Origin of the sequence: Pseudomonas sp. S3(2024) (genome assembly GCF_036861315.1) — a bacterium.
GTDB classification, from domain to species: domain Bacteria; phylum Pseudomonadota; class Gammaproteobacteria; order Pseudomonadales; family Pseudomonadaceae; genus Aquipseudomonas; species Aquipseudomonas putida_A.
The window spans coordinates 261,085-276,675 of record NZ_JAZAQQ010000002.1 but is presented as its reverse complement, the minus strand read 5'-3'; the positions used below and the strand labels follow the sequence as shown (position 1 = coordinate 276,675).

At 62.1% G+C, this 15,591-nt stretch carries 10 protein-coding genes; 5 read left to right on the top strand and 5 right to left on the bottom strand.

Annotated features, from left to right (window positions below; all coding sequences use genetic code 11):
• Nucleotides 1-8: 8 nt before the first annotated feature.
• Complete coding sequence (locus VLA07_RS05945; protein ID WP_333989073.1) at nucleotides 9-338, top strand: GlpM family protein; 330 nt, start codon at nucleotides 9-11, stop codon at nucleotides 336-338.
• A gap of 178 nt (nucleotides 339-516) precedes the next feature.
• Here VLA07_RS05945 and VLA07_RS05940 read toward each other — a convergent pair whose 3' ends face one another.
• On the bottom strand, nucleotides 517-1,536 hold the full coding sequence (locus VLA07_RS05940) for an alpha/beta fold hydrolase (protein WP_027612081.1): 1,020 nt from the start codon (nucleotides 1,534-1,536) through the stop codon (nucleotides 517-519).
• 313 nt (nucleotides 1,537-1,849) lie between these two features.
• On the opposite strand from VLA07_RS05940, the gene VLA07_RS05935 reads away from it, so the two are divergent.
• Complete coding sequence (locus VLA07_RS05935) at nucleotides 1,850-7,015, top strand: dermonecrotic toxin domain-containing protein (protein WP_333988601.1); 5,166 nt, start codon at nucleotides 1,850-1,852, stop codon at nucleotides 7,013-7,015.
• Between the two features lie 120 nt (nucleotides 7,016-7,135).
• Nucleotides 7,136-8,053: a transcriptional regulator MetR gene (metR, locus tag VLA07_RS05930; RefSeq protein WP_007968856.1), complete on the top strand. Its 918-nt coding sequence runs from the start codon at nucleotides 7,136-7,138 to the stop codon at nucleotides 8,051-8,053.
• Between the two features lie 125 nt (nucleotides 8,054-8,178).
• On the opposite strand, the gene VLA07_RS05925 is transcribed toward metR, so the two are convergent.
• The 4 genes from VLA07_RS05925 to VLA07_RS05910 form a co-directional block, all read right to left on the bottom strand.
• Nucleotides 8,179-8,676, bottom strand: a complete 498-nt coding sequence (locus VLA07_RS05925) for a GNAT family N-acetyltransferase (RefSeq protein WP_103367367.1) — start codon at nucleotides 8,674-8,676, stop codon at nucleotides 8,179-8,181.
• Between the two features lie 2 nt (nucleotides 8,677-8,678).
• Nucleotides 8,679-9,317, bottom strand: a complete 639-nt coding sequence (locus VLA07_RS05920) for a LysE family translocator (RefSeq protein ID WP_333988600.1) — start codon at nucleotides 9,315-9,317, stop codon at nucleotides 8,679-8,681.
• 23 nt (nucleotides 9,318-9,340) lie between these two features.
• Nucleotides 9,341-9,775, bottom strand: coding sequence for an NUDIX hydrolase (locus tag VLA07_RS05915; protein WP_223008030.1), 435 nt, complete (start codon nucleotides 9,773-9,775; stop codon nucleotides 9,341-9,343).
• A 67-nt stretch (nucleotides 9,776-9,842) separates the two neighbouring features.
• Nucleotides 9,843-11,204 carry an HD domain-containing phosphohydrolase gene (locus tag VLA07_RS05910; RefSeq protein ID WP_333988599.1) on the bottom strand — a complete coding sequence of 454 codons (1,362 nt, stop codon included), beginning with the start codon at nucleotides 11,202-11,204 and terminating at the stop codon, nucleotides 9,843-9,845.
• Nucleotides 11,205-11,445: 241 nt separating this feature from the next.
• On the opposite strand from VLA07_RS05910, the gene VLA07_RS05905 reads away from it, so the two are divergent.
• Nucleotides 11,446-13,710, top strand: a complete 2,265-nt coding sequence (locus tag VLA07_RS05905) for a GGDEF/EAL domain-containing response regulator (RefSeq protein WP_333988598.1) — start codon at nucleotides 11,446-11,448, stop codon at nucleotides 13,708-13,710.
• On the top strand, nucleotides 13,707-15,581 hold the full coding sequence (locus VLA07_RS05900) for a putative bifunctional diguanylate cyclase/phosphodiesterase (protein WP_333988597.1): 1,875 nt from the start codon (nucleotides 13,707-13,709) through the stop codon (nucleotides 15,579-15,581). The genes VLA07_RS05905 and VLA07_RS05900 overlap by 4 nt, the downstream gene beginning before the upstream one ends.
• Nucleotides 15,582-15,591 lie beyond the last annotated feature (10 nt).

Here is a 15,591-nt window from a genome sequence, read left to right as displayed (position 1 = left end):
TGGATCTGATACTCAAAGCGGCACTCGGCGCGGCGGTGGTGGTGATCCTCGCCGCGCTGTCGAAGACCAGAAACTATTACATCGCCGGACTGGTGCCGCTGTTTCCGACCTTCGCCCTGATCGCCCACTACATCGTCGGCAACAGCCGTTCGATCAATGATCTGAAGGCGACGATTGTGTTCGGCATGTGGTCGATCATTCCGTACTTCATCTATCTGGCGACGCTGTACGTGATGGTTGACCGCATGCGCCTGGAAGCTTCACTGGCGGTGGCGGTGGTCGCGTGGCTGATCGCGGCGACCGTGCTGGTCACGGTCTGGGTGCGCCTGCACAGCTGATCACAGCATTGGCTTCACTCAGGATCTGCCGGCTCGCCCCGGATACACCTGCCTACTCTTTGAGTAACAGTGATGGCCCCTTCGCGAGCAAGCCCGCTCCCACATTCGGAATACGGTTCCCCTTGTGGGAGCGGGCTTGCTCGCGAAGAGGCCCGAATCAACAACGCCAAAACCTCAGCTACAGCAGGTTGCCGCTTGCCACCGGCTCGATCTGCGCCCAGTGCGAGGTGTCTTCACGGTGCTCTTGCAAATACGGCAACACCGCCGCCAGCAAGGGCGCCTTGAACGCCTCCTGAAAGCGATGAGCCAGCCCCGGAATCAGCTTCAACTGACTGCCACGAATGTGCGCCGCCAGATGCACGCCGTGCATCACCGGCAACAGCGGATCGGCCGTGCCGTGCACCACCAGGGTCGGCACCCGCAGTTGATTGAGCAAGGCCACCCGGCTCGGCTCGGCAAGGATCGCCATGATCTGGCGCTTCACGCCCTCAGGGTTGAACGCCCGGTCGTAGGCTACCGCCGCCTGATGCAGCAACGCTTGCCGGTCATCGGTCACCGCGGGGCTGCCAAGCGCCGCCAGCAGATCGGCCTGCTGCTCCAGCGCCACCTCGCGATTCGGCGCACCACGCCGCGCCAGCAATTGCACGAGCGCCGCACTCGGTGCCGGCAAACCTTCAGCGCCGGAACTGGTCATGATCAGCGTCAGGCTTTCCACCCGTTGTGGCGCCATCGCCGCCAGATGCTGGGCGATCATTCCGCCCATGCTCGCGCCCAATACGTGAAACTGGTCGATGTGCAGCGCGTCCATCAAGCCCAGCGCATCGTCGGCCATGTCCGTCAGCGAATAGGGCGCCGACACCGGCAAGCCGAGTTTGTAGCGCAGCACTTCAAAGGTCAGGTTGGCCTCGACCGGGGCCTGCCGCCAGGTCGACAGGCCGACGTCGCGGTTGTCGTAGCGGATCACCCGAAAGCCCTGCTGACACAGCGCAACCACCACTTCGTCCGGCCAATGGATCAACTGACCACCCAGGCCCATGACCAGCAACAGCGCCGGATCCGAGGCACGGCCGATGCTCTGGTACGCCAGGCTCACCTGTGCCAGATCGACCCGTTCAGTCGGTACATTGACGTCGCAACGCGAAGCCGCCATCGACGGCAGGCCGAACAACAGCGCGGCCAACAGAAAAAATAAACGCATGAAGAAACACCGAAACGCAGAACCCCAGTAGAGCGCGAGTCTGATGAAGTTTGTTCAAGCGCGCTGCCACAGTTGCGTGACAGTTTGATGAAGATTGCCGAGCGGTCATCCTGCACAGCGTTCCGACGTCCGACACGATCTTCTACGCCAGCGCGATGAAGGCAACGAATCAGGCCGGAGCGGTCTGTACATCCTCTGAAACAAAACCACTACCCAGCGATAACCATGTACCGCATGGGGCTGTGAGAGCGCGCCTCTAATAGGCACGAAGGCCGGGATTGCCCGGTCTGCATGCCCTCTGGAGCCTTGTCGCATGTCCCACGCACTGCCCTCTGCAACGGCCGACTTCGGCCTTGATCAACGATTACAGCCATACGTCGATCAAACGCTTTACCTGTTGGCGACGGCTCGTTTGAACGACTGTCACCAGCAATGGCTGGATCTCCTGGCCCACCATCCCCAACAACCCGAAAGCGCTTGGTGGGATGTCCGCGCGCCCGGCACTGCGCTGTCGCGGCGCGAGCATGCCCTGAGCCTCTATCACCGGCATTTCGAGGCCGCGCTTCATTGGGCGGGGGCCGAAGGCAGGCTCGACGCCACACAACGACAGAGGCTGTCGCAGCTCCTCCCCCCTTCGAACAAGGTCGCGGCGGACCTGCGGGTCGCGCAACCGGTACTCAACCGCGTCGATAACAGCCGCCTGCGTGTGTACGGCACGTTGCTGATCAAGCTGGAGGAAACGCTGCTGCTTTATCTGCCCACGCACTCGCAACCGTTGATCCGTTTCGAACAGCAGACCGCGCTGGAACGCTGGCTGATTGACCAGCAGCCGGATCCGTTACGCATCACCTCGCTGGACTTCATCGAGTTCGGTAGCGATCCACTCACACGCGCAATTGAACCACTGCTGTCCACATCGGCAAGCAGCGGTGCCAGTTGGGCCGCGCTCGACAAATTTTTCCCGGTCGCGCCCACCCTGCCGGAGAGTGCCGGGCAAACCGTCGATGAAGTTGCGCCCTTCGGTTTGCTGGTTGCCGATATTCCCCTGGACGCGCGCCGGCAGACGCTGGCGCTTGAACAACGTGCGCTCGACCGCTTGTTTGGCGACGCCGAGCTGAACAGCCCGCAACGTCAGCAACTGGCGCAACGATTCGACGCTTTGAGCGAGGCGCAGCAAGCCAGTCATGACGCGGCATCCGCCCTGCTCGACAGCCACCATCCGCTGACGATGCTCGAACTGCGCCAGGCCAGCAACCAGCACTACCACGCCCTGCTTCAGGCGCGTATCGCGGGACTGCGCGCCGAGGTCGAACTGCAACGGGCGCTGGAGCAACTGTCCATCGAGGAGCATCGGCGCGTCATCGCAATGCTGGACGCACCGGGGCGCAACCTGCCGACAGCGGACGGGGTTATCGCGCGCGTATCGTTGGCGGCGACAAATGAGGGCGTTACCGCCGTCGAGGAGCTGCATGGCGTGCTGATCATCGCGACGACTGCGGCGCTGGCGCCCGACTCGAGCGACAGCCTGTTGCTTTACTGGCCCGGCCACTTCGGCGGACTGCAACGTTTTACTTCGCGTGCGGCGCTGGAGCAGAACCTGTTCAAACGCTCGCCCAACGACGGCGGGCTGACCTTGCACCTGACGCCACTGGCTGGCGATTCGCTCGTTTGGTCGCTTGATCAGCAACTCTATGACTGCGAACAGCAAGCCGCGCAGATCCTGCGTGACAACCCGCTGCCCGGCCAGGCCGACGAACGCCGGGCCGAGATGGAAAAGCTGCGCGAACAACACCTGCCGCGCCTGACCGTAGCGGTCGCGCAGGCCCGTGAACGGGCATTTACCGAACGTCAGGCGCAAGACCGCAGCGCAGCGCTGGCCGGCAAACTGCCTGAATGGTTTGAAAAACTGGACGACGCGCCACGTGCACGGATCAAAACGCTGATCCGCCAGTACCTCGGCGCCATGCAACGCGCTCATGCGTTGCTCGAACGGGAATTACCGCCGCGCCAGGCCTTCGCCGAACAACGCATCGACGCCCGCTTGCGCGCAGACTTCGCGCTCAAACAACGCGTGAGCGTGAGCCTCGACCTGCCCGACTCGACCTTCTGGCAAAAAACCGTGATGGAAGGCGCCGCGCCTGGCACACCGCAACGCAATATCCTGACCGCGAGCGACAAGCGCGGCGACCTCACCCTTGAACAACTGGCACAGGAAAACATCGATCAGGAGGTGCACTGGCGCCTGTCCTTCATGCGGGCCAGGATCCGCGCCGAGAACCCCACTGATCGACAGCGCCTGGAAGCCGGGATCACCCCGGCCTATTTGCGCAATCTGGTAACAAAGCTGGATCTGCCCGGACGTTACGAAGAACTGATTCGCCAGGCATTTTTCGGCGCGCCGGGAGAACCGGCGTTTCAGCAGGCCTGGCGCCGTGAATGCCTGAGCGAACCGTGGCGGCTGATGCTCCGGTTGCAAGGTGAATTCGCCCTGCTGCAACGGCACATCGACAGTGCCGGCCATGCCGTGCTGAAGGTCGCCATCGAGGCGACTAAACCTCAGGCGTATGCCGAGGATGGACAACGCATCGCGCTGCTGCCGGTGCACCTGACGGTCGGAGGAGAAGACACCGCGCATCAGGGACCGAGCACGCTCGCGGGTGTCACGTTCATTGTCGAGCAGACCAGTGGCCTGACGCTGCTGTACCAGCCCGACAGCCCCGACGCGATCTTCCTGCGTCAATACGAAACACTGGAACAGGCGCGGGTGGATCTGTTCAAGCGTTGTGTGGACAGCAAAATGGTCAGCTACCTGGCCGGACGCGCGGTAAGCGGCGATTTTGCCAGCCATGTCAGCCGGATCAACCAGGCCCAACTGCGCAATTTCGATGCGCTGATCGGCGTCGGGATGGCCTGGCCGGCGACCACATCACTGGCCATTCATTTATTGAACGTGCACATGGGCCGGTTGCTGGAGGCCCATCGCAGCAGTTCACGTTCCAACGATGCGTTGTATCTCGAACGCTGTGCACTGAAGTCCGGGGCGTTGTTCAACTATCTGAAAATGGCTATCGGCATGTTGCCGTTCGTGGGCGCGGCCGTGGCCCTGTATGACGCCTGGAACAGTGCCAATCTGGCGGTCGCGGCGTTCTTGCGCGGCGAGCTCGGACATGGTCTGGCGGAGGTGGAAGCGGTGCTGCTGTCGCTGATCGACGCGGCAATGGATGTGCTGCCCGGAACTGTCTCGGCACCCGCAGCCGCTCGTCTGGCCAGCCGCCAGCGGCAACGCGCGGCATTGGGCAGATCCGCCGCGATGTCGACGTCCTGGCAATGGGCACGGCAGTCGCTCGAGCGCTTCAAGGGTTACGAGTACGAATTCGACATCTCCCTCGCCGGCCTGCACCCGGCCACCCATGGGGTCTATCGCAACGTCTATCGTCACGCCGATGGTGACTTCATCATTCGTCAGGGCCGCATCTATCGGGTTCAGCTCAGCGATGCGCCGCGTGGCTGGAGGCTTTATGGCTCACGGATGCGCAGCTACAAACAACCGATCGCCCTCGACGAAAACGGCCAGTGGAACACCCATTACGCGGTGTACGGCACCGTTATGGACGGTGGCGGTGCCGGCGGCGGCGCAGTGCTCGGACATCTGGCCGACGGCATGGACCCGCTCTGGCCCGCGCCAATTCGCCAGTGGTTACCGCGCTGGTGGACCGATCGGCAACTGCGCAGGCAATTGACCCTGACCAACACCGCCGACGCCTATACCCGGCGCCTTGATACCCAGACACGCGCTTCCAACCAGCTGCTGGAGAACTACCAGAAACTCGACGTTGCCCAGCGCAAGCCACTACACACAGCAGTCGACGCAGCATGCCTGAATGACATCGACCTCGCGATCGCCCAATACGACAACCTTGCCGAACTGTTGCCCTTGAGCCATGGCCGCAAGCGTCTGCAGATCGAAGACATCCGCAGCCGCTGTGCCTGGATCGTGGTCGACCGCGCCGTGCAGCGCGTCACCGTCGCCCGCGACCGCTTGCTGGAACACCTGAACCGGATCGACGCACTGGTCGCCGAGTCCGATGCCACCCCTTTCGGCAATACAGCGGCCCATATAAAGCTCATGGCCCGGCGCAAGCAGGTGCGCAAGGATTTCCTCATGGAGTTCGATCAACTGCACGCAATCACCGAGCAGGCCAACCTGTGGAACAACCGCATCAGCAATCGCGCGCAGAAAACCCAGATGGCGAAAGACATGACCGCGCTCAACCGCAACCTGGGCGACAACACGCACCACTACCTGAGGACTGCGCATCTGCTGGAGATCATTACTCGTTACGACGCAGTCACCGACCTGTCCTGGGTGTATTTTCATACCCAGCTCAAAGACGCCCGGGTCAAAGTCGGGCGCGCACTGCTGACCCAGCATCACCTGCCAGAGGTCAGCGCCAGCCTGGTCGAGCGCAAACAAGTGATCGAGGATTGCCTGCAGATCTATGCCGGCTTCCGTCGTCAGCTCAACGCCTGGACACTGGGTTATGCGCAGCATCTGGATCTGGAACAGGTCGGGCCATTCCTCGATGGCCTGACCAAGGTCGAAGCACACGCGCGGCACTCGATCAAACAGCGCCCGCCGATCAAACCGAGAGAGCCGGGCGGCAGGCAACTGTTCGAAACCGAGGACAACCAGTTGCTGATCGGTACCGAAAGCATTGACCCCGGCACCCGGGAAAAACGCTTCACCGTCGAAGGCATCGACGGTTTCCGCGAAACCTGGCTACAGCGCTCCAGCGGTAAATACCATCTGCAAGCCCAACCCGCGCCAGCCGCTGCACCACTGCCGACCGATGTTCAGCCGTTGCTGGCCGAGGCGCGAAAACGTCTCGCGGCGGTTCCGGCCTACAGCAACCGGGTTCAGGCCTACGCCCCTCAGGACATGCTGCCGGTGGATCTGGAACACATGCTCGTCAGCGAAGCGACCGAGCTGAGTACCCGCGCGCAGGTCATCGAGCGATTGTCACCGACTGAACCTGTAGTGCGACAACTGCACGACACGGCCGCTGAACTGCGGCGTACCGGCCGCACGCTGCGCATTGATCAGTCACGGCGCAGCAAGACGCCTACCGAAGGCTATCTGGATTATTTGCTGCAACAGCAGGTGGTAGAGATTCGCAAGGAAGGATCGCTGCGGGCGCTGGGCAAACGCGCTGACGGGCGCAAGGATTTCCTTCAGGAATACCAGGTGCGCGACCTCACCAGCACGCCGCCGCGCACGTTGTGGTATGCGCACTTTCACTACACCTCGGACAAGGTGCCGTTCGCCGACTTCGTCAAAGCCCATCTGAAATTGCCGGAGCAACGCAATCTCGGCCTGCAATGGCAGCAGGCCCAGGCCGCCGGCGGTGCGCAGGTCGAGGCGATCTGGCGTGGCGATATCGGCAAACCGCTGGGGATCCGGCATTTCGCTGATCTCTAGCGCAAAACCAGCGGGGCACTGACTGTGCTCCGCTGCTGCTTGAGCGGTCGACAGCGCCGTCAACATGAGACAAACTCACCGTTTTCGTCATGATCACAAATTTTCTTCATGGGGCCAGCAGTGCTTGAAATCCGTCATCTGAAAACCCTGCACGCCCTGCGCGAGGCCGACAGTCTGGTCGATGCCGCCGACCGCCTGCACCTGACCCAATCGGCGCTGTCGCACCAGTTCAAGGAACTGGAGGAGCGCCTGGGCATGCCGTTGTTCGTGCGCAAGACCAAACCGGTGCGTTTCACCAGCGCCGGCTTGCGCCTGCTGCAACTGGCTGACGCGACCCTGCCGCTGCTGCGCGCCGCCGAACGTGACATCAGTCGTCTGGCCGGGGGTACCGCCGGGCGTTTGCACATGGCGATCGAATGCCACAGCTGTTTCCAGTGGCTGATGCCGACCATCGACCAGTTCCGCGACGCCTGGCCGGAAGTCGAACTCGACCTCGCCTCGGGCTTCGCCTTCGCCCCTTTGCCGGCACTGGCCCGCGGCGATCTGGACCTGGTGGTGACCTCCGATCCGCTGGACATCGCCGGCATCACTTACGTGCCGCTGTTCACCTACGAAGCGATGCTCGCGGTGGCCAACCAGCACCCGCTGGCGAGCAAACCGTACATCGTCCCCGAAGACCTGCTGACTGAAACCCTGATCACCTACCCGGTAGAACGCGATCGGCTGGACATCTTCACCCGCTTCCTCGAACCGGCCGACATCGAACCGGCGCAAGTGCGCACCTCGGAGCTGTCGGTGATGATGATGCAACTGGTCGCCAGCGGCCGTGGCGTCTGCGGCATGCCGCACTGGGCGCTGCACGAATACAGCTCGCGTGGTTACGTGAAGGCCAAGCGCCTGGGCGAAAAAGGTCTGTTTGCCACGCTGTATGCGGCGATCCGCGCCGACATGCTCGATGCGCCGTACATGCGCGATTTCCTGCTGACCGCCAAGGACACCTCGTTCTCGACACTGGATGGGGTTAGCGCGGTTCGTTGAATTGCATATGCCAGCAACCCTGTGGGAGCGGGCTTGCTCGCGAATGCGGTGTCTCAGTCACAGGGATATCAACTGACCGATTGCCTTCGCGAGCAAGCCCGCTCCCACAAGGGCTCAGTGAGAAATCAGAGTTGTCGCCACATGTGAATCTTGTCGAAGTAGTCTTCGCCGACCCGCACCGCCAGCGGCTCAAGGCCGAACTGGATGAAGCCGCAGCGTTGGTACAGGGAGAACGCGGCGGCGTTGCCGGCGGTGACGGTCAGTTGGATGAGTTTCAGTGCAGGATGGGTGTGTGCTTCGGCGATGGCGGCCTGCACCAATGCATGGCCCAGGCCGTGCTGGCGAAAATCGGCTGAGACGTACATGCCGAACAGGGTCGACTTATGGCGGGCCTTTTCTCGCGGCTCGAATGCCAGGCCGACGATGCCGGCCAGTGTGCCTTCCTCGAACGCACCGAGCACCACGTCGAGCTTGCTGGTCAGCCGCGCTTCCCACCAGCTCAGCGGCATCACCGCGCGCTCGCGCACGCTGGAGGTGAAGGCCTGCGGATGGCGGTCGTAGGCTTCGAGCATCAGCTCGCGGTAAGCCAGGGCATGACTGGCGTCGAGGCGTTCGATCCACATGCTCAGGCCGTCCTGCGTTGTTCAAGCATCAGGCGCACCGCCAGACCGGCGAGTACAAATCCCATGAAGTAACGCTGCAGCGCCAGCCATGTCGGATTGCGCACGAACCAAGACGCAATGCCCGCCGCGAACAGCGCGATCAGCAGATTGACGCTGAAACTGACGCTGATCTGGGTCAGGCCAAGAATGATGCTCTGGGTGAACACAGAACCTTGTTCGGGGCTGATGAATTGCGGAAACACCGAGAGGTAAAACACGGCAATTTTCGGGTTCAGTGCGCTGGTAAGAAAGCCCATGGTGATCAGTTTGCGCGACGAATCCGCCGGCAGTTGCTGCGCTTCGAACGGCGAGCGCGCACCGGGTCTGACCGCTTGCCAGGCCAGCCACAGCAGATACAGCGCACCGGCCCACTTCAGCACTTCATAAGCCAGCGGCACCGCCAGAAACACCGCGGTCAAGCCGGCGGCAGCGGCAAACATGTGCACGAAAAATCCGGCGACCACACCGAGCAACGAGGTGACCCCGGCCTTGCGCCCCTGACAGATCGAACGCGAGATCAGGTAGATCATGTTCGGCCCCGGCGTCAGTACCATCAACAGCGCGGCGGCGGCGAAGATCAGCAGGTCTTGAAGCGGGATCATGGCAATGTCCTTTGCGTGAATGATCAGGCGAGCGCCGTCAGTGAGCTGCGATAAAACGGCAGGATCAGGTCGCGTGTCAATGGCGCCAGAACCACAGCAGGATCAGTGGCGGGATCGATCCAGATCACTTCCTCGATTTCGGCCGCGGGCGTCACATCGGCGTCGATGGTCAGCTGAAAAATCTCCGCTTGCACGACGAATCCCGGCTCGTTGGCTGCCGGCGCCGAGAACTGGCCAAGGAAGCAGGCCTGCGCCGGGTCGATTTGCAGGCCCAGCTCTTCTTCCAGCTCGCGGGCCAGTGCGTGCACCGGCAACTCATGGGCTTCGATCTTGCCGCCCGGTTGCATGAACGCCGTGGTGCCGCGCTTGCGCACCAGCAGAGTCTGGCCTTCGGCGTTGAGCAACAGCGCCGCGGCGATACGGATGAGGTTTGGAGCGACAACGGATGCAGAGGTCATGGGTCAGCCACCGGCCTGGAAAAACCGCAAGGATCCCATGCCCGGCCTGATTCAGTCACCTCACAGGTCACTCCCCCTGAGCCTTGAGCGCGGTTTCATCCTCCTCGGGCAGCTTGACGAATATCTTGTATTTGCCGCCCTCCATGGCTTCGAAGGCAATCAGCTTTTCCACCAGCAGTGCGCTGAGCACCTTGCCGGCGTTGAGCAGCAGCATGCCGTTATCGGCATTGAGATTACGCGCCAGAATCATCCCTGCCGCCAGGTCCCGGGTGGTCAGCACCTTGACCGACGGGTCGGCGAGGGTGACGTCGCCCAGAAATGCCGCGCACACCTGAATGAAATCTTCGACCAGCTCGGGATCATACAAACGCCCGGCGTACTGCCGCAGGTAGAGCAGGGCTTCGTCGCTGTTCAAATGCCGTTCGAGGATCAGGCCGCGTTGCAACTCGACGAAATCCACTGCCAGTTTCAGCAACCGCGACCCCAACGGAATCGCCTCGCCCTTGAGCCGGTCAGGAAAACCGCTGCCGTCCCAGCGCTCCTGGTGATGCAGGATCAGACGGGCCGCGTCCTTCATCGGGTCAAGCGTCATCAACAGCGATTCGCTCTGCTTCGGATAGCTGCGATAACGCTCGCGATCGGTATGGCGCAGCAAGTCCGAAGGCGTGGTCATCATGCCGTCGGTCCAGCTCAGTTTGCCAATGTTGTACAGCGCGGCGGCCATGGTCAGATCACGGCTGGTGGCCTCGTCCAGACCGTGCTGTTTGCAGTAGCTGCGCACCAGTTCGATGATCTGCCGATTGGTCTGCTTGGCAGGCGGCAGACGCAAATTGGCCAGCAGCGAGAACACTTCGGTGCCGGTGACATAGCTGTGTTTGAGTTCTTCGTAGGCCAGGTCAAGCATGTCGGCGGTCTGCTGCAGTTCGGCAGTGCGCGCCGCGACGTGCTTTTCCAGGGTGCTGTTGAGCAGCTTGAGCTGGTCGTTCTGCACCTGGGTCAAGCGCTCCAGACGTAGGCGCTCCTGCTCGGAATGCTGATGTTCGAGGGCTTGGCGCAGGATCAGCAGCAACTCCTCGTCATTCCACGGTTTGCTGATGTAGCGGTGAATCTGCCCGTCGTTGATCGCCTTGATGATTGCCGACGGGTCGGCATAACCGGTGAGCATGATGCGCACGGTCGCCGGATAGCGTTGACGGACATGCGCCAGTAACGAGGCGCCATCCATGTTCGGCATGCGCGCATCGCTCATCACCAGGTCCACTGGCTGTTGCTCCAGCATCTCCAGCGCCTGGGCACCGCTGGTCGCCAACAGGACGTCATAGGGTTGTCCCCGCAGCAGACGGCGCAGGCTGTTGAGGATCGATTCCTCGTCATCGACCAGCAACACCTTGGGTCGATGTACCGGCAACGGGGTGGATTGCTCTTCCATGGCTTGGCCTCAAGAAACAGGGTTAACGACACATCGACCGACCGCCTCACTGGCCCGCGCCTGAGTCCAAGGCTAGATGATTTTTGACTGCATTCACGCAAATCTTCACTCACAGGCCACGGCGTCGCGCCGGGACGACTATGCTGAACACGGTGCAATACTCCATCGGTTGAACCGACAAGTTGCGAGGGAAAAGGATGCCCCGGATGACACCCGCCAGCGGCCTCATGGGCGGCGCGGCATGAACCAGCCAGCAGCGCAGATCAATCGTCGGGTGCTTATCGTCGACGACAGCCCGTCGATTCATGGCGATTTCGCCAAGATTCTCTGCCCGCTCGTCCCCGCTGACGACGGCCTGGGCGAAACCGAGAATCTGTTGTTTGGCACCCCGTCCGCGACACCGTCCCAGCATTTCGAGCTGGACTCGGCCTTTCAGGGCCGCGAAGCGCTGGAAAAACTCGAAGCCGCGCTGGCTGAAAACCGCCCCTACGCCATGGCGTTCATCGACATGCGCATGCCGCCAGGCTGGGATGGCCTGGAGACCATCGAACGGCTGTGGCAAGTCGACCCCAAGCTGCAAGTCGCGCTGTGCACGGCGTATTCCGACTATTCCTGGGAAGACATCGACCAGCGTCTGGCACTGAATGACCGCTTGCTGATTCTGAAAAAGCCGTTCGACGCGATCGAGATCCGGCAGATGGCCAGCGCGCTCACGGTCAAATGGCAGATGACCGAAGACGCCGAGCTGAAAATGAACCAGCTGGAACAGGCGGTTCAGGAGCGCACCCGCGAGCTGTCCGACGCCAACATGATTGTGCAGAACAGCCCGACCATCCTGTACCGGCTGCGCGGCGATCCGTCGTTTGCCCTGATGTACATCTCCCACAACATCACCCGCTACGGCCATGTCGCCGCCGACCTGCTGCGCTCGCCCAACTGGGCGCAGGAACTGATTCATCCGGACGATCAGGCCAGCGTCGATGCCGCCATGGCCCGGGTGCTGGATCGGCATGCGTCAGGCGCTTCGATCGAGTTCCGGATGCGCACCGGCCAGGGCACCTGGCGCTGGGTGGAAAACCGCTACATCCCGGTGCGCGATGATGACGGCCGTCTGCTGGAAGTCGAAGGCATCATCCTCGACATCACCGAGCGCCGCGTGGCCGAGGAAAAACTGGCGTTACTGGCGCGCTCCGACGGCCTGACAGGCCTGGCCAATCGCGCCACGCTGATCGAACGCCTGCATCAGGCCTTCGCCGCCGCGCGTCGGGGGGCCGCGCCGTTTGCGGTGTTTTACCTGGATCTGGACCACTTCAAACGGATCAACGACACCTTGGGCCACCCGGTGGGCGATCTGCTGCTGCAGGAAGTCGCCCGCCGCATCAAATCAGGCGTGCGCGAAAGCGACGTGGTGGCGCGCCTGGGCGGCGATGAATTCGCGATCCTGCAACTGGACGTCAGCGATCCGACCCAATCAGCCGCCATGGCGGCCAATATCCGCGACACGCTGCTGGCGCCCTACAACCTGGCCGGCAATGCGTTGCACATTTCGGTGAGCATCGGCATCAGCAGTTACAGCGAGCTCAGTCTCGACGCCGACAGCCTGCTCGGGCAGGCCGACATGGCGCTGTACCGCGCCAAGGAAATGGGGCGCAATCAGTATCACTTCCACTCCGAGGACATCTCGCGGGAAGTGGCCGAACGCATGACCCTGGTCGACGAATTGACCAGCGCCCTTCAGGGCAATCAACTGTTGCTGCATTACGCACCGGAGATTGACCTGCACAGCGGCAGGATCCTGGGCATGGAGGCGCAAATCCTCTGGCAACATCCGCGCCTCGGCCTGCTGCCGGCCTCCGCTTTCGTACCGATAGCGGAGAAAACCGGCGCGATCATTCCGCTCGGGCGCTGGGTACTGAATCACGCCTGCCACCAGATGCACCTGTGGCGAAATGACGGAGTCGCCCCGCCAGTGATGGCGATCAAGATTTCCCTGGCACAGCTCAAAAGTGGCCCCGAACTGATCTACGACGTTCTGCGCACCACCGCACGCTGGGAACTCGCCCCCTGGGACCTGCGATTCGATGTCACCGAAGCCACGCTGGCCCAGACCAAGTGGACCCACAACGATGCATTGCCGCGCCTGCGTGAGCTGGGCGTGGCGATTGCCATCGATGATTTCGGCACCGAATATTCCTCGTTCGATTACCTGAAAACCTACCGGGTCAATCACCTCAAACTGGCCCAGGGCTTTATCGCCAGCGCGTCCCAGGATGCGGCCGGAGCCAACGCCCTGCGAGCGATCGTCAATTTCGCCCGGGATCTGGACATCGGCATCATCGCAGAAGGCCAGACACCCCTGAATCGACCTGATGTTCCCCGTGCCGAAGCACCGCTGCCCAGCGCACAGGGGTTGTATTTCAGCGAAGCGGTCAGCGCCGAACAGGCGGGCCGGTTGCTCCGGGACGTGCCCCGCGCGGCGCCCTCCCCCAAGGAGGATGAGGCATGAAAACGGCCTTCCCCCAGACCAACCGGCGCATCCTGATCATCGATGACACGCCAGCGATTCATGAAGACTTTCGCAAGATTCTGGCCCCGCAGGCGCAGGACGACGTCGACTTGCATCAGTTGGAACAGACGCTGTTCGGTACCCGCCAATCGCCGCACCTGACCTTCCAGCTCGACTCCGCCTATCAGGGCCAGGAAGCCCTGGCCCTGGTCAAACAGGCGCTGAGCCATGGCAGTCCGTATGCCCTCGCCTTCATCGACATGCGCATGCCACCGGGCTGGGATGGCCTGGAAACCATCGAACAGCTATGGCGTGTCGATCCAAATCTGCAGGTTGCCCTGTGCACCGCGTACAGCGACTACAGCTGGGAGGCGATGGCCGAACGGCTGGAATTCGGCGACCAGTTGCTGATCCTGAAAAAGCCGTTCGACAGTCTGGAAATCCGTCAGATGGCCAACGCCCTGACCTGGAAATGGCAACTGGCGCAGGACGCGGCGCTGAAGATGCTCAGCCTTGAGCAGACCATCGAGGCGCGGGTTCACGAATTGCTCAAGGTCTCGCATCTGTTGCAATACGACAGCCTCACGGAGCTGCCCAACAGCACCCTGCTGGGTGATCGCCTGAGCCAGGCCATGGCTGTCTGCCGGCGCCATGACAAGCAACTGGTGGTGATGTTTCTCGGCCTGGATCGCTTCAAGCGCATCAACAATGCGCTGGGCCATCCGGCGGGCGATGAAATGCTCAAACGCACCGCCCGCCAACTGCTGTCATGCGTGCGTGATTCCGACTCGGTGTTTCGCTATGGCTCGGACGAGTTCGTGGTGATCCTCGGCGACATCAACCATCCCCAGCAAACCCACGGCGTCGCGGAAAAACTGCTGGCTGCCATTCGTCTGCCGCAGACGATAGCCGGGCATGACGTCAGCGTCACCGCCAGCGTCGGCATCAGCGTGTACCCCGATGACGGCCTCGAAGCCATCGAGCTGATCAAGAAAGCCGAGACGGCGATGCGCAACGTCAAGGAACACGGCCCTGACAGCGTTGGCTTCTTCATCGAAGCCATGAACCAGCACGCCCGCGAGCAGCACAGCATCGAGTCGGGCATTCGCCGCGCTCTGCACGAGCACGAGTTTGTCCTGCACTATCAGCCGAAAATCGACCTGCGCAGCGGCACCGTGGTCGGCGCCGAAGCGCTGATACGCTGGCAGAAACCGGGACACGGCTGGATCTACCCGGCGCAGTTCATTCCAGTGGCCGAAGACACGGGGCTGATCGTTCCCCTGAGCAAATGGGTACTGGGCGAAGCCTGTCGCCAGACCCGCGCCTGGCAAACAGCCGGTCTGCCGCCGATCCGCATGTCGGTGAACATGTCGCCCATCGATTTTCGCCAGCGTGACTTCGTTGCGGGCGTCGAACGCGTGCTTGAGCAGACAGGCCTGGCCCCTGACTGGCTGGAGATCGAGATCACCGAAGGTGTGCTGATGCAGAACGTCGAAACAACGATGGTAGCGCTCAATCGTTTGAAGGCGCTGGGCACCCGCCTGGCCATCGATGACTTCGGCACCGGCTATTCCAGCCTGAGTTACCTGCGCCGGTTTCCGATTGATGTGCTGAAGATCGACCAGTCGTTCATTCGCGGTCTGTGCAACGACAGCAACGATGCGGCACTGGTCAGCGCCATCATCAGCCTGGGCAGGAGTCTGGGGCTCAACGTCATCGCCGAAGGCATCGAAACCGCCGAGCAACTGGCGTTCCTCAAGGCCCACGACTGCGAAGAAGGTCAGGGCTACTTTTTCAGCAAGGCATTACCGGCTGACGACTTTGCGCACTGGCTGGCCAGCGCAGCCCCGCCACCGTGGACAGCGCGATGAACGCCTCGAT

Bases quoted from the DNA above. Each gene is read 5' to 3' on its own strand.
- VLA07_RS05940 (WP_027612081.1), bottom strand. From the start codon at position 1,536: ATGCGTTTATTTTTTCTGTTGGCCGCGCTGTTGTTCGGCCTGCCGTCG.
- VLA07_RS05900 (WP_333988597.1), top strand. From the start codon at position 13,707: ATGAAAACGGCCTTCCCCCAGACCAACCGGCGCATCCTGATCATCGAT.
- VLA07_RS05905 (WP_333988598.1), top strand. From the start codon at position 11,446: ATGAACCAGCCAGCAGCGCAGATCAATCGTCGGGTGCTTATCGTCGAC.
- VLA07_RS05935 (WP_333988601.1), top strand. From the start codon at position 1,850: ATGTCCCACGCACTGCCCTCTGCAACGGCCGACTTCGGCCTTGATCAA.
- VLA07_RS05925 (WP_103367367.1), bottom strand. From the start codon at position 8,676: ATGTGGATCGAACGCCTCGACGCCAGTCATGCCCTGGCTTACCGCGAG.
- VLA07_RS05915 (WP_223008030.1), bottom strand. From the start codon at position 9,775: ATGACCTCTGCATCCGTTGTCGCTCCAAACCTCATCCGTATCGCCGCG.
- VLA07_RS05910 (WP_333988599.1), bottom strand. From the start codon at position 11,204: ATGGAAGAGCAATCCACCCCGTTGCCGGTACATCGACCCAAGGTGTTG.
- VLA07_RS05920 (WP_333988600.1), bottom strand. From the start codon at position 9,317: ATGATCCCGCTTCAAGACCTGCTGATCTTCGCCGCCGCCGCGCTGTTG.